The organism is Bittarella massiliensis (ex Durand et al. 2017), assembly GCF_017566145.1.
GTDB classification, from domain to species: domain Bacteria; phylum Bacillota; class Clostridia; order Oscillospirales; family Ruminococcaceae; genus Bittarella; species Bittarella massiliensis_A.
Genome location: NZ_JABFCL010000002.1, coordinates 338,593 through 360,164, shown reverse-complemented (window position 1 = coordinate 360,164; position 21,572 = coordinate 338,593). Strand labels below are relative to the sequence as shown.

Annotated in this window: 16 protein-coding genes, 3 tRNA genes and 1 pseudogene; 3 read left to right on the top strand and 17 right to left on the bottom strand. The window is 59.0% G+C overall.

The genetic code is table 11. From position 1 onward, the window contains the following. Positions 1 to 425: 425 nt before the first annotated feature. The 9 genes and pseudogenes from HJY11_RS04030 to HJY11_RS03990 form a co-directional block, all read right to left on the bottom strand. Positions 426 to 1,721, bottom strand: a complete 1,296-nt coding sequence (locus HJY11_RS04030) for an anti-sigma-I factor RsgI family protein (protein ID WP_208074700.1) — start codon at positions 1,719 to 1,721, stop codon at positions 426 to 428. Between the two features lie 5 nt (positions 1,722 to 1,726). Further along, on the bottom strand, positions 1,727 to 2,290 hold the full coding sequence (locus HJY11_RS04025) for an RNA polymerase sigma factor (RefSeq protein ID WP_208074699.1): 564 nt from the start codon (positions 2,288 to 2,290) through the stop codon (positions 1,727 to 1,729). A gap of 284 nt (positions 2,291 to 2,574) precedes the next feature. Then, positions 2,575 to 3,981 carry a cardiolipin synthase gene (cls, locus tag HJY11_RS04020; RefSeq protein ID WP_208074698.1) on the bottom strand — a complete coding sequence of 469 codons (1,407 nt, stop codon included), beginning with the start codon at positions 3,979 to 3,981 and terminating at the stop codon, positions 2,575 to 2,577. Positions 3,982 to 4,018: 37 nt separating this feature from the next. Beyond that, on the bottom strand, positions 4,019 to 4,585 hold the full coding sequence (locus HJY11_RS04015) for a CDP-alcohol phosphatidyltransferase family protein (protein ID WP_208074697.1): 567 nt from the start codon (positions 4,583 to 4,585) through the stop codon (positions 4,019 to 4,021). A 299-nt stretch (positions 4,586 to 4,884) separates the two neighbouring features. After that, the gene (locus HJY11_RS04010; protein WP_208074696.1) at positions 4,885 to 7,503 is read right to left on the bottom strand and encodes a cation-translocating P-type ATPase; all 2,619 of its coding nucleotides are present in this window, start codon (positions 7,501 to 7,503) and stop codon (positions 4,885 to 4,887) included. A 150-nt stretch (positions 7,504 to 7,653) separates the two neighbouring features. Beyond that, a pseudogene (locus tag HJY11_RS04005) lies at positions 7,654 to 7,878 on the bottom strand (plasmid segregation actin-type ATPase ParM); the annotation flags it as partial. 486 nt (positions 7,879 to 8,364) lie between these two features. After that, positions 8,365 to 8,449, bottom strand: a tRNA-Tyr gene (locus HJY11_RS04000). Positions 8,450 to 8,489: 40 nt separating this feature from the next. Then, positions 8,490 to 8,565, bottom strand: a tRNA-Thr gene (locus HJY11_RS03995). 57 nt (positions 8,566 to 8,622) lie between these two features. Continuing rightward, positions 8,623 to 8,699: transfer RNA gene (locus HJY11_RS03990), tRNA-Pro, on the bottom strand. A gap of 285 nt (positions 8,700 to 8,984) precedes the next feature. Between HJY11_RS03990 and HJY11_RS03985 the strand changes: the two genes are divergently transcribed. From HJY11_RS03985 to HJY11_RS03975, 3 genes are read left to right on the top strand one after another with little or no spacing between them, the layout of a single operon-like run. After that, positions 8,985 to 9,950, top strand: a complete 966-nt coding sequence (locus tag HJY11_RS03985) for an AAA family ATPase (protein ID WP_208074695.1) — start codon at positions 8,985 to 8,987, stop codon at positions 9,948 to 9,950. Positions 9,951 to 9,974: 24 nt separating this feature from the next. Beyond that, a complete protein-coding gene (locus HJY11_RS15620; RefSeq protein WP_208074694.1) occupies positions 9,975 to 11,165 on the top strand; it encodes a DUF58 domain-containing protein in 1,191 nt (396 codons plus the stop codon). Positions 11,166 to 11,181: 16 nt separating this feature from the next. After that, entirely contained in the window at positions 11,182 to 13,887 is a 2,706-nt protein-coding gene (locus HJY11_RS03975) for a transglutaminase-like domain-containing protein (RefSeq protein WP_208074693.1), read from the top strand. Positions 13,888 to 14,376: 489 nt separating this feature from the next. On the opposite strand, the gene HJY11_RS03970 is transcribed toward HJY11_RS03975, so the two are convergent. The 8 genes from HJY11_RS03970 to HJY11_RS15615 all read right to left on the bottom strand — a co-directional run bounded on the left by HJY11_RS03970 (position 14,377) and on the right by HJY11_RS15615 (position 21,408). Further along, positions 14,377 to 15,597 (bottom strand): hypothetical protein, encoded by a 1,221-nt coding sequence (locus tag HJY11_RS03970; RefSeq protein ID WP_208074692.1) that lies wholly within the window; start codon positions 15,595 to 15,597, stop codon positions 14,377 to 14,379. 37 nt (positions 15,598 to 15,634) lie between these two features. Continuing rightward, positions 15,635 to 16,768, bottom strand: coding sequence for a nucleoside hydrolase (locus HJY11_RS03965; protein ID WP_208074691.1), 1,134 nt, complete (start codon positions 16,766 to 16,768; stop codon positions 15,635 to 15,637). A gap of 26 nt (positions 16,769 to 16,794) precedes the next feature. Further along, complete coding sequence (locus HJY11_RS03960; protein WP_208074690.1) at positions 16,795 to 18,084, bottom strand: nucleoside hydrolase; 1,290 nt, start codon at positions 18,082 to 18,084, stop codon at positions 16,795 to 16,797. 24 nt (positions 18,085 to 18,108) lie between these two features. After that, a complete protein-coding gene (locus tag HJY11_RS03955; protein ID WP_208074689.1) occupies positions 18,109 to 19,335 on the bottom strand; it encodes a nucleoside hydrolase in 1,227 nt (408 codons plus the stop codon). Positions 19,336 to 19,411: 76 nt separating this feature from the next. Then, positions 19,412 to 19,972 carry a hypothetical protein gene (locus HJY11_RS03950; RefSeq protein WP_208074688.1) on the bottom strand — a complete coding sequence of 187 codons (561 nt, stop codon included), beginning with the start codon at positions 19,970 to 19,972 and terminating at the stop codon, positions 19,412 to 19,414. Then, a complete protein-coding gene (locus HJY11_RS15430) occupies positions 19,960 to 20,220 on the bottom strand; it encodes an aldo/keto reductase (RefSeq protein ID WP_208074687.1) in 261 nt (86 codons plus the stop codon). The genes HJY11_RS03950 and HJY11_RS15430 overlap by 13 nt, the downstream gene beginning before the upstream one ends. Positions 20,221 to 20,504: 284 nt before the next feature. Then, on the bottom strand, positions 20,505 to 21,191 hold the full coding sequence (locus tag HJY11_RS03940; RefSeq protein WP_368041538.1) for an aldo/keto reductase: 687 nt from the start codon (positions 21,189 to 21,191) through the stop codon (positions 20,505 to 20,507). Beyond that, positions 21,163 to 21,408: an aldo/keto reductase gene (locus HJY11_RS15615; RefSeq protein WP_368041532.1), complete on the bottom strand. Its 246-nt coding sequence runs from the start codon at positions 21,406 to 21,408 to the stop codon at positions 21,163 to 21,165. Before HJY11_RS15615 ends, HJY11_RS03940 begins: the two co-directional genes overlap by 29 nt. Between the last annotated feature and the right edge of the window lie 164 nt (positions 21,409 to 21,572).

Below are 21,572 nucleotides of genomic sequence, written 5' to 3'. Positions count from 1 at the left end.
ATTGTTACAAAGAAGATCCTTTTGCTGCAGTAGTTGGTTCAACATTAGGGGGGATAGCTCTATTTTTTGGCTTGTTAGCCGGATACCTCGTATGGTTTGTCTAGACAAGCCATATGAGAGCCCGACAAATAAACCGCAAAATACAAACCTGTCCCCCAGTCCCAAGCTGCCCACTGCAGCAAAAGAGCCCTCTTTCCGGCCTCAATCCAAAAATCGTTGCCATGAGTAGGTGTCTCAATTCTGAACATCGGCTTTAAAAATGTCAATATATCATTTGACCAATGGGGAGGAGTAGAAAGCCCTACGCACCACAATGGACGACCGTTTGAATGAATAAAAAACTCTTCGCAATCCAAAAGGCAGGCGAATCGAAGAAAGTAAGTTCGACTCGCCTGCCTTTATAACAACTTTATAGGAAGTGCCTGTCAGTCGTCTACCGGCTCCCGTTTCACTTTGTAGACGGTTCCATTTGCCGCATCCACCTCCACTTCGAATTCCTCCGCTTCGGTTGCAAACGACACCTCGTAAATCCGCCTGCCTTCCTCCCGATCCAGCTTAGCATCCAGCTCCCTGACCCCTGCAGCTGCTTGCCCCGCCTTTTCCAGCGCTATGGTCTTTGCCCTCTCTGCGCCAATGTCAGTAGCCGACGGCTTGACCGGTTCATCCTGATCGTCGTCAATGTCGCCATGGTCATCATCGCGATCGCCATCATTGTCATCGTGGTCAATATCTTCGTCAGGCGTATCCTCCTCGTTCCTTTCCACCTTTAAGGCGGTGCCGGTCTCGGCATCCACATCCACCTCGACCTCTTGGGCACCCTGCGTCCATTCCACCTCATAGACGAGGCGGCCATCCTCAACGTCCAGCTCGCAGTGAAGGCCCTTCACCGCACTTTCCGAAGTGCCCAAATGCGCCAAAGCGCTCTTGATTGCCGCAGCATCGCCGATATATTTGCCGTCACTGGCCGTACCAGTTTGCACTGCATCCCCGGGCTTTAGCTGTTTTGATGCCGCCAAAAGGTTGAGATCGTTGATGGTGAGCTTTGCCAGGTCTTCAAAGTGGAAAAGCGGATTTTGCTCACAAAGCGACTGGATAATGCGGGCCTTCCCCAAAGAAATTTGCAAGCTTTCCGCCTTCTGGGCAAGGGATTCATCCGCCTTTACAGTCTGGGCCAAGATAGAGCCGTCAACGGCATTTTTCTTCAATACGGCGTCGATCTCCTCCATGAGCTCCTTCTCCAAACCATCTGCGCCGGTCCCTTGGACCGAGAGGAGCACGGAATTCGACTGGGTGCTCAGGTACCCATTTTTCACCATGGAGCCGATAATTGCATTCATAGCCACCTTTAGGTCGGCGTTTTTCAAATCCATCCCATCCAGCACCTTAGCAGCATCTGCATTGAGGGCTTTCGCCTCCAACACCCGTTCTCTTTGGTCTATTCGCAATGTGAGGCTGGGATTCACATCCAGAGAAACCGTGGCCATCTCGCTCTTCCCATTCCAATAGGAGAAGATGCCAAATGCGGTCCCTACCACCAGTGCAAAAGCCGCTACCATGGCCCCTAGCCTTCTCCAAGCCTTTCTGTTTGATGCCTTCTTCGGCAGTTCTAACACATTTTTTTCGCCTGGTTGCTGGCAGCTTTCCAGTATGGGGGACAATACATCTGGGGTGGCATGTTCCACTGCTCTTTTGATTGCGTCCTTCGCCTTTTTATCGTTCATTACCTTCACCCTCCCATAAGTTGATTGCATTTCTTTATAGCGCGGCGGTATTTGGATAGGACTGTTGGTAGCGCCAGGTCCATAAGCGCGGCGATTTCCCTGTGCTTGAGCCCTGCCACTGCATGCAGCAAAACGATCTGCCGTTCTTCCTCCCCCAGTTTTTCTATAAGGGCGCGCAGCAGAAGCCGCTCGTCCGACGTGGTACTGCCCACAGAGCCCAGCTGGCGTTCCAACTCCTCCGGATCCAAAGGACTCAACTTGGCAGCCTCTCGCAGCTTCATTCGTGCTAAGTTTTTTGCCACAGTGAGAATAAAAGCCATGGGCTTTCCCCTGGACTGGTAACTCTTCGCTCCGCGGTATAGATTGAGGTAGGTCTCCTGCAAAACGTCCTCTGCATCCGCCGGCCGTTTTAAAATCGAAAGGGCAAACCCATATACAGCTGCGCTAGTCAGGTCATAGAGTGTGGAAAGGGCGTCTTTTTCCCCTTCCCCAAGGCGCTCAAGGCAGTTTTCCAGCAGCGCCGTATCTGGTTCCCCCTGCCGCGAGTTTGACGTCAAATTTTCTGGCATGGTCTTTTCCCCCTTCACTCCACTAATGCATGAGTGGGCTTTTTTATTGCAGCAGATAGAAACTTTCGCATTTTTTGACTTTTGATACGCAAACCCTGCCACCCTGCATGAATACTAAAAATGGGGTGACATCTTTTTTGTCACCCCAATGCTTCTAGACAAGCCATACGAGATACCCGGCAAACAAACCACAAAATACAACCTGTCCCCCAGTCCCAAACTGCCCACTGCAGCAAAAGAGCCCTCTTTCCGTTCTCATTGAAGTAGCGTTTATAACACATGGCTCACATCAGCGGCGCAAATAGAACAAAAAAACTTTCAAGCGCTTTTTCTTTCCGGCCTCGATCCAAAAATCGTTGCCATGAATAGGCATCGCAATTCTGAATGTCGGCTTTAAAAATGTCAATATATTGTTTGACCAATGGGGAGGAGTAGAAAACCCCACACACCTCATCATCTACCATAAGGCTGCGCATATCCATATTGACGGAGCCGATGCAGCAAATCTCATCATCGACCACCATGGTTTTGGCATGCACATAACCCCTATATTTATATACCTTTGCTCCATACTCCAATAATTGCCCGCAATAATAAGTGGTTACAGGATCTAAAAAGAAACTGGCTTTAATGCCGGGAATCATCAATTCAATCTCAACGCCACTAGCCGCTGCAGCCTTCAGCGCATCCAAAATAGATGCGTCCGGAATAAAGTAAGGGGTCTGAATGCGGATGCTCTTTTTGGCGCTGGAGATCATGCTGAGATAACACATTTTAACAGCTTCTTTATTGGTGTCAGCGCCCCCCACAATAAACTGGCAAAGCTTATCCGTGGCCTCAAATGTTTTGGCAGTAATAGATGAGACGTATGACACAGCCTGTTCCCAATGGATTTGTCTCACAGCACAAAGCCAATCTGTCAGGAAATACTCATCAAGCACATTTACACATTCGCCATCCAGACGGATCTGTGTGTCGCGCCAAGGATTTTTGACTTTTGCCATATTGGCATATTGCCTGCCAATGTTCATACCGCCGATATAACCTATCTGGTGGTCGATAGCGACGATTTTGCGGTGACTGCGGTAATGGGTAAAATAGGGCTTTACCCGAACCAATTTACCACCGGCATCGAGCAGTGGCTGGAACATTTTTTGCGGGGTGGAGAGATTGGCTATAAAATCACACAATACCAAAACTTCTATTCCCGCGGAAGCTTTTTCGGCAAGTACAGATACCAAAGCCTCCCCTATTTCGTCATGGTGAATGGTATAGAACTCTATGTAAATACACTGTTTCGCACTTCTGATATCCGCAAAAAGTTGCCGGTAATGCTCCTTACCATTGGTATATAGATCTGCGCGGTTATAGCTGGTGAGCCTACTTTGATTGTAGTTGCAGTTAAAACGGGCAACTCGCGACCCGACTGGGGACAAATTAGAGGGATCAACTATATTTGTTTGGGGAGGGCAGAGATTAGGCCGTTGTTTTTTTAAGCGCCTTTTGCGCGCAAAAGCAGTTATTTTAATTGACATCGTACTGCCGAATATCAAATACAAAATCGCACCGAAATATGGAAGGCACAGCAAAACAAAAACCCAAAGCAATGCTTCTGTAGGGGATTTACGCTCTAGGAATATCACAGCAATGAGCATGAAAATGTAGATAAAGAACAAAATCAGTTTTAACACAAACAAGCACCTTCTCTTTTATAGATGCAATTAAACACTACTTTTCTTCTTGACCCGTCTCTTTTCTCATATGGTTAAATACTGGAATATACATGAGCAAGGCGAAAACCATAACGGCCATCATCAGCAAGATAAGGCCATTCACAAGCGAAGGCGACAGGTGGGGAAAAACAAAAAGCAGCAGTAGGCCAACAAACAGTACGGCGGTGCATACTTTGCCAAACCACATTGCGCCATCCAGCATCTTGCCTTTTTTCAGGAAAAGCAACCCCATAATCCCCATGTAACCCTCTTTAATGGCCATAAGGCCGATCAAAGCCCACATCAGAGGGTATCGGATCGCCAGACAGATCGCCAACGCCGCATGTGTCAATTTATCCGCAATGGGATCGAGCACCTTACCCAACTCTGTAACCATGTCGAACTTTCTTGCCACCAATCCATCAAATAGATCCGTGAGACTGGAAAGCAAAACGATTCCAGCCGCCAATAAATAGTTTTCTTTTGCCGCATAAACATAGCAAAACACAGGGATGAGAAGGATGCGGAAATACCCCATCAAATTCGGAATCGAAAAAATTTCTTTTGCTTTAAGGCGTTTCATTGCAATCATCCTTTCCGGCTAAATACCGCTAATTCTATACCAAAATCCGCACCGCAGATTTCCTGCAGCGCTTATATGGAAAAACTCCCTGCTGAACACCGGCAGGGAGCTTTCCGTTTATCGATCGCATTTTCTTTTCTGCTGTCAAGAGCAGTGCCGGTTGGGACTGCACCAACAGCCAGCATAACCGCAATCCAAAAAGCGATATTACTTGTTCTCTCCGGTCCGCAGGTCGCCCTTGCCTTCGTTCGGCTGGAAAGGCGTTGTTAGATCCACTATACCACCCACGACATATCAAGTCATTTATGGTGTTTGATCAGCCCAAAAGCTTTGACGATTTCCAGCAGGATCACCGGGACAATGGCCAAACCGAAGCCCAGAACATACAGGTTAAGGGGCAGACGGATCAGGCCGAACACAGTGGCTACTGGGGGAATAAAGAGCACCAAGCACATCAAGGCCACAGAGACCAGGCTGGCCAGATTCAAATATTTGTTGGTAAAGAACCCGGTCTTAAAGAGAGATTTATGGGAACGCATGTTGTATGCGTGAAAGATCTGGGTGAAAGCCAGCACAAGGAAAGCCATGGTGCGACCGCCCTCGATTGTGCCGGTTACCTGGCCGCCAACACGGAAGCCGATGAGAGACAAAACGGCGAACATAATGCCCTGCAAAACGACCTGGACACCCAGCCCCTTGGCAAAGATGCCTTCCTTCTTCGGCTTGGGCCTGCGGTCCATTACATTGGGATCGATGGCCTCCATCCCCAGAGCGATGGCGGGAAGGGAGTCTGTGACCAGGTTGATCCACAGCAGCTGCATGGACAGGAAAGGAGCCTGGTTCCACAGAAGCATGGCAATGAAGGTAACGAGAACCTCGCCGATATTTGTACCCAGCAGGAATGCGACTGCCTTTTTGATGTTGTCGTAAATGCCCCGGCCTTCCTGTACTGCGGACACGATGGTGGCGAAATTGTCATCCATCAGCGTCATATCAGAGGCGCCCTTTGCAACATCGGTGCCGGTGATACCCATGGCACAGCCGATATCCGCTGCCTTCAGGGCGGGTGCGTCGTTGACGCCATCTCCGGTCATCGCCACGATGGCGTCTTTCCTCTGCCATGCCTTAACGATACGGATTTTATCCTCGGGGGAGACACGGGCATAGACTGCAATCCCCTCGACCTGCTTATCCAGTTCTTCCTCACTGATTTTGGAAAGGTCGCTGCCGGTAATTGCCCGATCACCGGTTTCCATAATGCCCAGCTGCTGGGCAATGGCGGAAGCGGTCAGCACATGGTCGCCAGTGATCATCACCGGCTTGATTCCGGCCTGTCGGCAGGTCGCAACAGCCAGTTTTGCCTCCTCACGAGGCGGATCGATCATGCCTACCAAACCAACCAGGGTCAAGTCATGCTCCAAGCTTTCCGATGTAACCTCTTCGGGCAGCTTGTCGATCACTTTACAGGCCACAGCCAGCACCCGCAGGGCCTGACGGCTCATCTCTTCCACTACACCCGCGACCTTGTCACTCACGCCGGAGGTGCAGCGGGAAGCCAGTGTATCGAAGCCACCTTTGGCAATAACTACCAGCTTGCCGCTGATCTGGCATACCACACTCATTAGCTTGCGGTCAGAATCGAACGGAACTTCAGCTACGCGGGGGTACGCTTTATTTAAGGCATCTTTGGTAAAGCCGTTCTTTAAAGCGGCGGAAACGATGCAGGTTTCAGTGGGATCGCCAATGTCCACTTCTTTTCCGTCCTGAACAGAGACGGTGCCATCGCAGCACAGGGTCCCCAGCTTTAGCAGAGTTTGGATCTCCGGCGCGTTGGACTGGGAGATGTTTTCGCTGCGGTCGCCTTGGACACAATAACCTCGAATAAGGGTCATGCGGTTTTGTGTCAACGTGCCCGTTTTATCCGAGCATATCACCGACGCGCCGCCCAAAGTCTCCACGGCAGGCAGCTTGCGAATGATGGCGTTCCGCTTGGCTAGCCGGGTCACACCGATAGACAAAACAATGGTGACAATTGCGGGAAGCCCTTCGGGAATCGCCGAAACAGCCAGGGAGATGGACACCATAAAGATCTCCATCAACTCCATGCCGCTGGCAAGGCCAATGGCGAAGATCACACCACAGATGGCAATGGCCAGCACCCCGAGCATCCGGCCCAATTGAGCGAGTTTCTTCTGCAACGGGGTCTGCGTCTGTTTCTCGTTGTTCAGAATACTGGCGATGTGCCCCATTTCAGTATCCATACCGGTAGCAGTGATGACCATTTCGCCGTGTCCATATGTAACACTGCAGCCGGAATAGACCATATTTAGCCGGTCGCCCAATGGGGAGTCTGCGGCGACCTGTACCTGTGCGTCTTTCTCTACAGGAACAGATTCACCGGTAAGGGCAGATTCCTCCACTTTTAGGTTGGATGCAGAGATCAGCCGACCATCAGCGGGGATGTAGTCGCCCGCTTCGATTAAAACGATGTCTCCGGGAACCAATTTGGCTGCATCGACAATGGACTCCTGTCCATCCCGCCGTACTCGCGCATGGGGAGCAGACATATTCTGAAGTGCCTCTAAAGATTTTTCCGCCTTGCTCTCTTGGACTGTACCCATAATGGCGTTCAGAACCACAATGAGCAAGATCAGAGCGGGCTCAAAAAACTCCGTTGGATCGTTGCCCTGAAGTGCCACGTAGAAAGAGATGGCAGCCGCAGCCAACAAAATCAAAATCATGGCATCTTTGAACTGACTGAAGAACCGCCCTGCGAGGGTTTGCTTTCGCTTTGCCTTCAATCGATTCTCGCCCACCCGAGTTAGGACCTCTTCAGCCTGAGCGGAAGTAAGACCACGTTCGGGATCGGTGTTCAGCGCTTGGCATATATCTTGTACTGGTCGATCATGCGCTTCCATAACAAAAAAATCCCCTTGTCTGTAATCTTAATTAGTTTATTTTTAAACTATCCGCAGGATAGAATATTGCGAAATGCGAGATCTGTCAACTGATAGCGGTTCGCTTTTGCAATTCATTTACAATTATGACGCGGTTCATTTACAAATGCCCATATCCTTGGCGATGGCGGCAAGGGTAAGCAGGTAGTAATTGTCGTTTTCCATTTTTTTGCGCAGGATCGGCTGTCTGCCGGTTCCGCAGACATAAAACTTCCCGCCGTACTCCAGCGTGTTCTGCAGGGTGTAGGGTTCATGGGAATATTCTGAGATACCGGCTGGGAAAGAAAAATGCCGGGTTTTGATGGCGTAGTGGCCGTGGTCGATACCGATGTTCATGGTTTTAATCATCCTTTCTTGACGATTGTTGAAAACTTGGAAGGTTTACTGGTTTGGAGTAAGCTTGCTGGAGAGAATCTTGTTCTTTCCCAGCCAAGTAAGCAATTTAGGGGGTAAGGGTCTGGGAGAGGGGGAAAGCGGAAAACCTCCCCGGCCGGCCTGCCGGAGAGGTTCTAAAAAAGGGCGCACTACCCCCTTGTGTCTTGAGGGTTTGAAATGGTCCAGACTCCCGGTTTCGTCAATCTATCTATGAAACTGCCGGAAACTTCTACACTTCCGACAGTGGAAAAAAAGAGTGGTAAACGCAAAAAAGCGGGGCCTCCGGCCTGAAAAATCAGGCAGAAACTCCGCTTATCTTTGCAAATATCTCTTAAAACAGGGATGACAGTAACGGGACGCCAATCCTTTTTTGGAACGAAAAAAAGCCCGCAAACCCGCATGAATACTAAGAAAAATGTGCCTGACAGTAAAATCAGGCACATAATCTGGTGGTGGAGGATGGATTCGAACCATCGAAGCGAAACGCAACAGATTTACAGTCTGCCCCCTTTGGCCACTCGGGAACTCCACCATATTTTATTTTAGTAGCCACATTGGCCGGCTCTTTTCAATGGAGCTGGTGGACGGACTTGAACCCCCGACCTGCTGATTACAAATCAGCTGCTCTACCAACTGAGCTACACCAGCAAATGTGACAACGGTATGGATTATACCATCTTCCTTTTGCGTTGTCAACAAAAAAATTGGTCGAGGCGACAGGACTTGAACCTGCGGCATCCTGGTCCCAAACCAGGCACTCTACCAAACTGAGCTACGCCTCGTCAGCCTTTGTGTTACAGCGCAGCACACCAAAAATTGCTGGATATTCGTAACACAGCTATTATATTTTAGCCCATTTAGGCCTGTTTGTCAACCAAATCTGCCCCTCTCTTTTCTATCCTTCCCCTTTGCTGTAACCCAACTGTAACACTTTGTAACCTTCGTCAGGTTGTATGAAAAAATATGCTCATATATACTGTTATTATAGCAAACAGACGCCATGCCGCCCCATCTCGCGGGAAGGCAGACAGGCGGCCGCACGGACAGATCAAAAAGGGAGTGAAAGCATGGAGCACACATACAATCCCAAGGCGCAAAGCATCCTTTCTGAAATCAAAAAGGCGGTGGTCGGCAAGGACGACATCGCCGCCAAAATTCTCATGGCCCTGTTGGCCCAAGGCCACGTCCTTCTCGACGACATCCCCGGCGTGGGCAAGACCACCCTGGCCATGGCCTTCTCCAAGGCCCTCTCGCTGGACTACCACCGCATGCAGTTCACCCCCGACGTCATGCCCTCGGACATCACCGGCTTCACCATCTACAACAAGCAGCTGGGCGATTTTGAGTACAAGCCCGGTGCGGCAGTCTGCAACCTCTTTTTGGCCGACGAGATCAACCGCACCTCCTCCAAGACCCAGTCGGCCCTGCTGGAGGTGATGGAAGAGGGCCGCATCACCGTCGATGGGGTCACCCGCGAGACCCCCAAGCCCTTCATCGTCATCGCCACCGAGAACCCGGTGGGCTCGGCAGGCACCCAGATCCTGCCCGAATCGCAGCTGGACCGGTTTCTCATCTGCCTCTCCATGGGCTACCCCGATGTGGAGAGCACCATCACCATCATGGAGCGCCGCCACGACAGCAACCCGCTGGACCAGGTCATTCCCCAGGCCAGCCGGGAGGAGATTTTGCAGATGCAGCGGGAGACCCAGCTGGTCACCGTGCACAAGGCCATCTACGAATATGTGGCCCAGCTGACCGAGGCCACCCGCAACCACGCCATGATCACCCTGGGGATGAGTCCCCGCGGCGCCCTGGCCCACATTCGGATGGCCAAGGCCATGGCCTACCTCTACGGCCGCGACTTTGTGGTGCCCGACGACGTGCAGGATACCTTCTTCGACGTGGGTGCACACCGGTTGGTGCTGGGTTCCAAGGCGCGGGTCGGCGGGGTCACCGCCAAGACCCTGCTGCAGGAGATTCTCAACGACACCCCAGCCCCACAGATCACCGAGAGCCTGCTGGATCAGCAGTAGAAGACGCCGAAAGGGGATGTTCCCGTGAAAAAAGCGCGCATCATCTACGGGGCGTTCTGTGTCGCCATGGCTGTGTTCGCCTTCTCCTACCGGGAGTACCTGTCCATGTTGGCCTTTGTCATGGCGCTGCTGCTCCCCCTGGGGCTCTACCTGCTGTTGCGCCACTGCGCCAAAAAAATCGAGGTGGAGCTGCTGCCCGGCCCCCACTCCCTGGGGCGGGGCGAGGCGTTTTCCCTGCAGCTGCAGATCAAAAACCGGGGGCGCTTTCCCGTCGCCCGCTGCCAGGCGGAGCTGCTGGCCCGCCACCAGTTCTACGGCGACCCCAACAAAACGGTGGTAGAGACCCCCATCTTCTCCAAAAACACCCAGACCATCTCCTATTCGGTGGCCCCCCGCCACACCGGTAAAATCACCTTTGCCCTGGGCGAGGTGCGGCTGTACGACTTTTTGGGGATCACCTGCATCCAACTGGATCCCGGCAGCCGCTTTGTGCTGCCGGTGTTGCCCGCCTTTGTGGACTCGGCCGCCCGCATTGGGATGGACTTTTTCCGCCACGTGCCCGACAGCAACACCTTCTCCCGCCACCGGCGGGGGGACGATTCCTCCGAGACCTTCAAGCTGCGGGAATACCAACCCGGCGACCGGATCAACCACATTCACTGGAAGCTCACCGCCAAGGCCGGGGAGATGATTGTCAAGGAGTCGAGCTTCCCCCTGCAGGACACCACCTGCATCTTTTTGGAGCTCTACCGGGTCTCCGGCTCGCGGGAGGACAAAAACTACCTAGACGCCATCCTGGAGACCCTCTGCGTCCTCTCCCCCCTCTTTTTGCAGGAGGGGATCGAACACACCGTCTACTGGTACGACCTGCAAAACGGGGGCCTCGCCTCCCACCGGATCACCGACGAGGCCGACTTATTTGGCTGCCTGGACGACCTCTTCGACGCCGCCAGCTACACCGAGCAGATCTACGCCCTGCAGGCCTACTGCCAAAACTTCACTGTGGCCCAAAACGCCCAGGTGCTCTACCTGTCCCCCATCATCGAGACCGGCCCCATTGAGCAGATGGGGATGGAGCACCGGGAGCCCTTCACCTTTTTCTACATCCACGACTTCGACCACTGCGACATGCCGGTGCTGGACCGGTACGGCATCCGCTGCGTCTGCGTGGACTCCGACCACCCGGAAGGGGCCCTGCAGGCCCTGATTCTGTGAGAGGGGGGACTGGAATTTGAAAGCGAAGAAAAAGCGCGGCAAGAAACCCTCCCTCCTGTACAGGCTGCGCCATCCGGCGCCTCTCCCCCCGCTGGAGGGGGACGACATCGCCCTTTTGCGGGACACCTCCCTCGCCCTGGAGCGGCGGGCCCCTCAAGCCCGGTGGTATGTGCGGCTGTTTTTGCTGGGGCTCTGCTCCCTCTCCTTTTTGGCCAGCTTCCTCACCCTCTACCAGCTGCCGGTGGGCCTTGTCTCCCCGGTGGCGCTGGGGCTCTGCCTGGTGGGGGTCTGCCTGCTCTACACCCTCTTTAAATACCCCCTGGCGGGGACAGGGGCGATCCTCTTTGCCGCCGTCTCCTTTGGCCTCTTTAAAAGCGACGCCCTCTTTTTCGGCTTTGAGATGTTTTACAACCGGGTCATCGAGCTGCTCAACTGGCACACCTTTGAATTTTTGATCCCCTACCGGATCCCACCCCTCTGCGAACTGCCCTCCAGCGAGCGCTTCTTTGTAACCTTTGCCCTCTGCTGCGTCCTCTTTGTCATCGGGGTGGCCATCCTCTACCGGCCCAACATCTTTCTCTACCTGGCGGCCACCTTTCTGCCGCTGCTCCCGGGGCTTTTCTACGGCCTCACCCCCTCCTACCTCCCCTTCCTGCTGCTGGCCGCCTCCTACGCGCTGGTGCTCTCTCTGCACCTGGCCACCCGGCACCCCCGCGCAAAGAGGGACTTCTCCGAAAAAATCGAGAAAAAATCACGCATCTTCCGGGTTGACTACCGAAATTACGGCTACCGCTATGCCACCGCCCTCAAGAGCGGCTGTATCCTCATCGGCCTCTGCCTCTGCTGCCTGGCGGCAGGCGGGCTCATCATCTCGCCGCCACTGTACAACAGCCAGGCCTTTACGGCCTTTCGCAACGGCACCGGGCGCAAGCTCTCTGAGGTGTCGATGGAGAAACAGCCCAGCCGCATCCTCAACCTCTACCACGGGCAGTTGGGCCGCCTGGGCATCTGGCGCAACTACGACGCCGCCAACGACCTGATGATCCGCACCCCCACCCTGGGCCAGTCCATCTACCTCAAGGGGTATGTGGGCGGGGTCTACCGGGGGGACCGGTGGGACACCCTGGACGAGGAGGCCGAGCGGGCGGGCCAGCAGGATTTCGGGTCCCTCTTCGCCGAGGCCGAGACCTCCCCCCAAAACCTTCCCAGCGACTACATCGCCCTCTGCGATACCATCGACAACCCGGTGCTCAAGGGGGTCTACCTCTCCCACGCCACCATCTCGGTGGAGGGGCTCAAGGACACCGCCCTCAAGCAGTTCACCTACGTGCCCTACGGCGCGGTCTACCCCTGGTACATCGGGGAAGAGATCGATCCCTCCCTCCTCTCCGAGGGGGAGGAGATACCCCCGCGGGAGACCGCCCAGACCGACCTGGACAGCACCATCTGGACCGACAACAACCGCTGGGCCGGCTCCTACGACTTTGACTTTTACACCGCTCCCAACCTGCTGGGGGCAGACATGGACACCCCCCTGCAGGAGGCGGCGCAGCGCGACCGCGACGCGGCGGCTTACGCCCGGCGGGAGGCGGCTTACCGCCGCTTTGTCTACCAGACCTACACCCAGGTGCCCGACAACATTCAGGAGGCGCTCACCGACGAGCTCTTCACCCCCCAGGCCCTGGCAGAGGCGGGCGACCTGGCCACCTACACCGACTTGGTCCGCAGCTATTTGAGCGAGCACTACCACTACAACCCCGCCCCCGGTTCCACCCCCGACGGGCAGGACTTCATCGAGCACTTCCTCACCCAGCAAGACAGCGGCTTTGCCACCCACTTCGCCTCGGCCGGCGCCATGATGCTGCGCGTGGCCGGCGTGCCCGCCCGCTATGTGGAGGGCTATGCCCTCACCCCCCAGGCCTTGAGCGGCCGCGGGCTGGAGGACGAAAAGGTCCCCATCGAGCAGCCCCTGTTGGGGGTCACCGCCCTGGTGGAGCGGCGGGGCACCATGGTCAACGGCAGCGCCATGCACGCCTGGGTGGAGATCTACCTGGACGGCTTTGGCTGGGTGCCGGTGGAGATGACCCCCGACCGCTCCATCGAGTACGACACCCTGCCCGTGGTGGACGGCGAGGTGGCGCCGCCCATCGTCTCCAGCGGGGGCGGCGCCGGCAGCGGCGACCCCAGCGACAGCATCGGCGGGGGCAGCGTCACCTTTGGCGGGGTGGACGATCCCCTCTCCGCCTTTGACAACTGGCGGCGGCCCTTTAAAAACGCCCCCTGGACCACCATCGTCTGGACCGGCATCGCCTGGCTGGGCGGCCTGGCCGCCGTCGCCGCCGTCTTTCTGGCCCTGCGCCGGTTTGTGCGAATTCACCGCTTCAAGCGCTCCCTGGAGACCGACGAGCCCCGCCGCAACATCATCCGCCTCTACCGCTATCTGCTGCAGGCGTTGGACTTCTTCTCCTTCGGCTACACCCACGCCCACTCCTACTACGGGATGGCCAGCAGCATCGAGGTGGCCTTTGGCGATCACCTGGCGCACGGCGAGGCCCTGCCCATCATCGAGCTGGTGCTGGAGGCCGGCTTCAGCCAGCACCAGATGACGCCGGAGCAGTTTCGCGAATTCCTGGTCTTTGTCGACCGATTCATCCGCTCGGTGTCCAAAGACCAAAATATCTTTAAAAAGCTCTCCTTCCGCTTCCTCCACGCCCTCTGGTGAGAGACCTCTCTTTTCACCTGCCTTTCCTTCTCCTTTCCCTTTGAAACAGCGGGCCCGGCCCCTGCCCCACGGCAGGTAGCCGGGCCCGCTGTCGCTTTCCCCCTTCCCCCGCAGACAGCCGGGCTGTCCTGTTGAGAGAGGTCCCCGGCGAGGGGCCCTTCCCCTCCTCGCCGGGGTCTCGCCCGCCGTCAAAAGCAAAAAACCTTTCGGCCGGACGGAGTCCCCACATGCCACCGGCCAAAGGGAGGGAGGCGCGCCGGTTGAAAAAGGAGGTCTCCGCCAGAGCCGCGGGAGAATCCCTCCTCTGCCGTTTTTTGCCATCGCCGCTGCGGGGCCGGCCCCGTCCACCGGAAACGGGGCCTCTTCTCCCCTCTGCCCAAGGGAGCAGCCCTCCTTCGCCGCATCCCTCTCCCACCGCTTCTGGGCGCAAACGACAGCGGCCCGCCGCCCCGAAATGTGGGGCGGCGGGCCGCTGCTCTTTGCAGGCGTTTACTTTTCCGGAGGGAGGACGATGCCGGGCCACCCCCACTTGACTCGCGCCTGGTAGGGCATAAACTCCAGGGCGATCCCCTCCGGCTGGGAGGTGAGAACTTCCAACTGTTGGCTGGAGGTGCCTTTTGCCGCTGCCCCCCGCAGCTCGTAGGTGATGGCGGGCTGTTGGTACTCCGCCCATTTCCCGGCGGGGCCCACATTTGCCTTGAGGGTGACGATGGACGAGGTCTCGCCATAGGTCTCCACCGTGGTGAAGAGCGTCCCACCTGATCGCTTGACGGCGCTCAGGCGGTACTGCTGCCCGCCCACGGTAAAGGGGGTGTTCAGCTCGATGGTCTCCCCCTCCGCCGGGTTGGGGATGGCCACCGCCTCGTCGGCAGTGGCGTAGACGGTCTCCGCCAGGTTGTCAAAGGTCATGTACCAGACCTTGGGGGTGCGGTAGAAGAGCTCGTAGATGGAGGGGACCCGCTTGAGGGTGTAGAGGGAGAGGCTCCTCTCCTCGCCCTGTTCCAGCACGCTCTCCACCGTCTCCTGGGCCCGCCAGTTGGTGCCGGCCATCCCCAGGTCGGCCAGGGCGGGGTAGACCATCTGGGTCTCGCCGTCGGACAGGCACTCCACCAGCAGGTTGCGGCCGTCCGCACTGGCCGACTGGACCCGAATCTCCACCGAGCGGCCGCCCTCCAGCTGCACCGTCTGCACTGCCTCCGGCTGGTCGGAGAGGTCGATGACCGGCCGCTCCTTCTGCCCGCTGTCGTTTAAGGTGAGGTAGGCGCTCCCGGCCTCTCCGATCGGCCCCACCGGCACCGTGTAGTAGGCGAAGAACCGATCGGCCACCCAGTTGTAGTGGACGTCCACCTGCTCCGGGTCGCTCTCGACGCGCTGACCGCCCACCTCCAGCGCCACCTGGGGGATGTTTCGCTGCAGGTCAATGAGCAGGTAGCTGATCTCCTCATCGCTCAGGTTGTAGGCCTGTCCCGGGCCCTTGGGATTGGGGCAGCGAAACACCCGGGTCAGCAGGACATACCCCTCGCCGTTTTGCCGGCGAAAGACCGACTCGATGTGGGTCAGGCCGTTTCGCCCCGCCACCTCGGGGATGTCCTGAATCTTTTTGGCGGCCACCTTGCCGGTCAGCGCCAGCGCTGCGGCCGCACAGGCCACCGTGGCCGCGCAGATCGCCAGCACCTGTTTTTTGCTTTTTCCCTTCTTGAGCAGGTTCACACAAACACCCCGTCTCTCTTCTATCTTCTATTCACTGTCACAGCGCCGCTGCGCTGCCCAAAAGGTTGCGGCACTGATAGAGCAAAACCACCGGCGCCGGGGCGGTCGTGCCCTGCCAGTCCCACATGGCGCAGGTCACAGCCACCCGGTGGGGGCTCTCCCCCTCGACTGTGAATCTGACTGTCACCCGCCCCTGCCCGTCCAGGGGTGCGCCGTCGGGCCCTGTCACCGGCCCCTCACAGTAGCCCAGGTCGGCCGGTTTGAGAAGCAGGGTGGTCTCGTCGATGAGCAGGGAGACCGCCGCAATGCCGTCCAGCGGGAGGGTGCCGGCGTCAAAGTTGCGCTTTCCTCTTTCATCCCAGTAACTCCAAAGGGCGTCAAAGAACTTGGGCTGGCTGGCAAAGAGGGTCCACAGGTCCTTCTGGCTGCCGTGATCGCTCAAAAAGACAGACGCATCGATCATCACCAGGGGGATGCCACTGGCGAGCACCTTCTGCAGGGCAGCTGGGTCGGCCGGGCCGTTGGCGTCCCTCCCCGCCCCGGCCATCGCCCCATTTTCCGTCAGGGAGACACTGCCCGCCGAAAAGACGACCCGCTGGATGTACCGCGGCAGGTCGGGGTGCTCTTCCAGCGCCCGGGCCAGATTGGTCAGGGGGCCCAGGCAGAGGACCTGCAGCGCGCCCCCCTCCTGGACAGCGGTCTCGTACATCAGCTCCCAGGCGGGGCGGGGGTCATAATGCGTCTCTCCCCCAAAGGGGAGAACCAGGTTTCCAGCGCCGGTGGGGCCGGTGTCCTCCCCCCAGATGACGGCCTCCCCCGCCGAGTTGCGGGTGGAGCCCAGGGCCACCGGGCAGCAAAGGGCAAAGTAGGCCGCTGCCGTCAAGCCGCTGCGGCCGGTCTGGGCCAGGGTCCCCGCGCCGCTGCAGAGGGTGATCCCCCGCACGTCCAGAAGGTCCGCCCCGGCAGCCAGGCCGAGGGCCAGAATGTCGTCTCCCCCCGGGTCGCAGTCGATGAGCACCGGGGTGCGCTCTTTCAGGGTGGTGGGGATATTTTTCTGGGGCGAAAAGGCCATCACCCCCACCCAGAGGGCGAGGGCCCCGCAAAAAATGCGCCTCGACCCCGCCCGCGCCGCCTGCGCCAGGCGGTGTCCTCTCTCCCCAAACCGCCGCATCTCCCTCTCCCCCTTTTTCCGGCAAATCAGCTCTTTTTCCCCAGTTGGTTTCGGCAGTCAAAGATGGGGCCCAACACCTCGCAGTCTCCGGTACCCGACGTTCCCACCCGCTGCTCCACCGCCAGGTAGCAGTTGGCCTCTTCCTCCCCTGTGAGCCGAACCAGGGTTCGCCCCTCCAAGTCGGCGGGGGTCAGGTAGTCCGCCTCCTCCCAGAAAAACATCCCGCCGGGGAGGTTTGGCTCGATCGGTTCCCTGGTCTCCCGCTCCTTGGTGGGGTCCATCATCTGCATCTGTCCCGCGGGGTCGTAGATCACCACGCTTCTCTCCGGCACCGTCTGCCCCAGCAGCCCTTCCGCCAGGCGAATCTCGGCCGGCGCAAAGCGGTAGGCGTTCTCGTCGAGCACCGCGTAGAGGGCGGCCAGGCCGTACAGGGCCACCCCGTTGTCCTCTCCCCCGCTCTTGTAGACGTTCATGGGATAGGTCCAGATGGCCCCGTAGAGCTGCGGTTCGCTGGCCAAGGTGGTCCAGTCGTCTTTACACACCGCCCTGCTCTCCACCGTATACTGGTCGTTTCCCACAAGGTAGAGGGGAAGGCCGCTTTCCAACACCGCCCGCAGGGCGCCGGGGTCCGCCTGGCCGTTGGGGTCGGGGGCGGTCAAGTTCAGGCTGCTCCCCGCACCGCCCGCCGTGTACTCCCCGGCAGCCTCTGCCGCCCGCAGATCGACGCTGCCGGCCGAGACCACCACCCGCTTTAAATAGCGGGGCAGGTCGGGGTGGGCCTCCAGCGCCCGGGCCAGGTTGGTCAAAGGCCCGGTGCAGACCAGCTGCAGCTCTCCCCCCTCCTCCACCGCCAGGTCGTAGAGCAGATCCCAGGCGGGGCGGGGGTCAAAGGAGCGCCCGCCCTTCCAGGGGAGGGTCAGGTTGTTGGCGCCGTTGGCCCCGCCGTCCCGCGGCCAGCGAAGGGGGACGCCCCGCACTGTCTGCGCGGCCCCCAGGGCCACCGGGCAGTCAAGGCCAAAATGGGCCGCCGCCGTGAGGGCGTTGCGCCCGGCCTGGGCCAGGGTGCCCGTCCCCCCCACCACCGTGATTCCCCGCACGTCCAGAAGGTCCGCCCCGGCGGCATAGCCCAACATCAACACGTCGTCGCTGCCCGGGTCGCAGTCGATGACCACCGGGGTGCGCTCGCTCAGCCCGGTGGGGATGCCCCACTGGGGAGAAAAGAGCAAAATCGCCGTGTAGAGCACCGCCAGCCCCTCGATCAGGTGCCGGCGCAGGGGCCCTCGCGCCCCCTGCCGAGCGGTCTGCCTGCCCGCCATCCCACTCCCCCCTTTGCGTTTGGCCTACCAGTGCCGGAAGGCCTTCTCCATCACCAAAAAGAGTTTGGGGATGGGGATGCGCTGGGTCTGCACCGCCCCTGTTCCCGTATTCCCCCCGGTGGCCTTGGCCCATTTGTAGTCCTCATCTGTCACCATTTCCAGTTCGCTTGCCACCCGGCAGTGAATCCCCTCGCCGCCCGGGTTCACCACCGGCCCGTACCGCGCCCAGGCAATGCCCCCCTCCGCCATCTTCAGGGCGCTCTCGTCCACCAGGGCGGCCAGCACCGCCACGGCCGAAAAGTCCATCGCAATGCTCGGGCTGCCCTTGCGGTACTCCTCGTTCAAATACTCCTTGGCGCCCGCGTAGAGGGGGGCAGCCTTGCCGGTGTCCTCCAGCAGGGGGGCCAGGGTGTCCCAGCGGTCTTTTTTCACCGCGTCCATCCCCTCCAGGGCCTCCACCGGCACCACCGTCAGGGGGACACCGCTCTCCACCACCGCGCTCAGGGCGGCTTTGTCGGCCTCCCACAGCAAATCGGGGTGGGCCCCCACCTCCTCCTGCTCCTTTTTCAATTGGGCCTCTTCCCAGCGCTTGCGCCAGGCCTCCTCGCTCTCGCCCTTGAGCCGCTCCACCTCCACCTCGGGGATGGGGGCGCGGGCAGCCCCCAGGGTGACCCCCGCCAGCAGGCCAGGCAGGTCGGGGTGCTCCTCGATCGCCTGGGCCAGGTTGGTTGCCGGCCCCAGGCAGATCACCTGCAGCGCGCCCCCCTCCTCCACCGCCAGGTCGTAGAGGAAGTCGCTGGCGGTGCGGGGATCAGCCTGCCGGGTGGCCGGCGGCAGCACCGCGCCGTAGAGCCCATTTTCCCCCATGGTGCGGACCTCGGCGGGCAGGGAGCCGTCCAGGGCGCTCTTGGCCCCCAGGGCCACCGGCCAGTCCTCCCCCATCCACCCGGCCGCCGCCAACAGGTTGCGCCCGGCCTGGGGCAGAGAGACCGCGCCGTAGGAGGCGGTGATCCCCCGCACATCCAGGCAGTCGACCTGCCGGGCCAACAGCAGGGCCGTCAGGTCGTCAAGCCCCCCGTCGCTGTCGATGACCACCGGCACCCGTTCGGTGAGGGTGGTGTCGATGGGGGCGCCGGGGACGGCGCGGGCCGCACCCCACAAAAGCCCCAGGCAGACCAAGGCGGCCACCGCCGCCAACAGCCCTCGCCGAACCGCCTTTTTGCGCCAGAGCGCCCTGCCTCTCTCCCGCACAGCCGCCGCCCCCCTCTGCCGCCTGTCGGCGGCCCAACTCGCATTTCCTCTAAAATCATTTTAACATGATTGCTTTTCAGTGGCAATTTTCCGGCAAACTTGTAACCAATTGTAATTCTTTTTTAAACTTTGCTTGTTGCTGTCTTTTGCCGGTTTTCCCCTTTCGCCCCGCCGCCAGCACGTCCCCCGCCCGGGCCAGGTCGCAGTACTTGTTGATCAGCCCCACGTCGAGCCCCGCCGGACAGGGCTGGCAGTGGTTGCAGCAGACGCAGACCCCTTCGGCGTTCGGGGGGGCAAAGGCGCTGATGGCCAAGTAATCCCGCTCCCCCTCACCGGCCTCCAGGTAGCCGAGTACCGCCTGTAGATCCTCCTCCCCCCGCACCCCGGGGAGGACGGTGAGCACCCCCGGCCGGTCCAGGTCGTACTGGATGCACTGGGTCTTGCTCAAAGCCCGGCGGAAGGGGGAGGTCCTCTCCCCCAGCAGCTGCCCGCCGCCAAAGGGCTTCATCACCGAGATGCCGACCTCCTCCCGCTGGCACTCCCGGTAGAGGCGGTTCCGGTTCTCGGCGCTGCCGATGCCATAGGTGCCGGTGGAGTAGTCATAGGCCGGGTTGATACTGAACATCACCATGTCCACCTGCCCGTCTCCAAAAAGCGGCGGACGGTCTCGGGGTTGTGGGAGGAAAGCCCCAGGTGGCGGATCGCGCCGGGCGATCGAAGGGATTTCATGTAGTCCCAGAGACCGCCCGGCAGCACCTGGCGGCAGTCCTCCTCGTCGATGCAGTGGACAAAGCCCATGTCGGTGTAGTCGGTGCCCAACAGCCGCAACTGCTCCTGAAAGCTCTCTTTGATCTCTGCCAGCTCCCGGGGTCCAGCCGTACCCACCGCCCTTGTACACCGCGCCAAAGTGCATCTGCAGGAGGAGTTTCTCCCGCCGCCCGGCAAAGGCCCGGGCATAGCAGGGGTAGGGCCTTCCCTCCAAAGCGGCCATATCAAAGTAGTTGATCCCCGCCTCGATGGCCCGGTTGACGGTGCGCTCGATCTCCTCCTCGCTGCCGGCGTGAATCGCCCCCATCCCCAGGCCGATAACACTGATCTTCTCGCCGCCGCGGGGCAGCGCTCGGTACTGCATGTTTGAAATTGTTCACTCCTTCCTGTGCAAGGGGCTGCTAGGACTGCACCTTTTGGGCGAAATCCGCCATCGCCTCTGAAATTTTGATCTGCTGGGGGCAGACCGCCTCACAGCTGCGGCAGCCGATGCAGGCCCCCGGCTGTTTGTCCGCCGGCAGGGCCGACAGGGCCATGGGGGCCAGAAAGCCACCCTCTGAAAAGCTGTGCTCGTTGTAGAGGGCCAGCAGCGAGGGGATGTCCAGCCCACGGGGGCAGTGGCTGATGCAGTAGTGGCAGGCCGTACAGGGCAGGACCCTGCGCTCCAACAGGCCGTCGGCCACCTTCAACAGCGCCTTCTTCTCCTCTCCATCTAGGGGCCGCTCCCGGGAGAAGGTGCGGATGTTCTCCTCCAGCTGGGCGGGGCTCGACATCCCCGACAGGGTCACCACCACTTCAGGAAGGGTCTGCAAAAACCGAAAGGCCCAGGCCGGGATCCCCTCGTCGGGACGCAGGGACTGCAGCCGCGCGGCGCTCTCCTCCGGCAAGTCGGCCAGCCGGCCGCCCCCCAGCGGCTCCATCACCCACACGGGAATGCCGTACTCCGCCAAAAGCTCCACCTTGCCCCTCGCGTCCTGAAAGGTCCAGTCCAGGTAGTTGAGCTGAAGCTGGCAAAACTCCATCCCCCCGCCGTAGGCCGCCAAAAAGCGGCGCATCACCTCACAGCTGCCGTGGGCCGAAAAGCCCAGGTGCCGAATCCGCCCGGCCCAGCGCGATTTCCGACTGGCCGCCGTGGTCGCCCCAGGCGGTGTCGCAGTAGTTGGTCCCCCGCTCCATGGCGATGTCCACCATCCGGCCGGTCTCAGCCTCGTCGATCTTCCCCTCCTCCCCTTCGACCGTCGGCAAGCGCATGGCGCCCATCCCCAGGGCCGACAGCCGCAGCTCTTTAAATGCCTTGTAGATCACAGGCTCTCTCTCCTCTCAACAGGGCGGCCCGCCAGTTTCAGGCCCCCTTTTTCCCACCTTACACCCTGGAGCCCACTCCAAGTCAAGGGGAGATTTTTCTTTTTTGCCCCCGCGTCTTGACAGCCATCCAGGCGTGGGGTACGGTGAGAAAAAGCGCCCTTTGT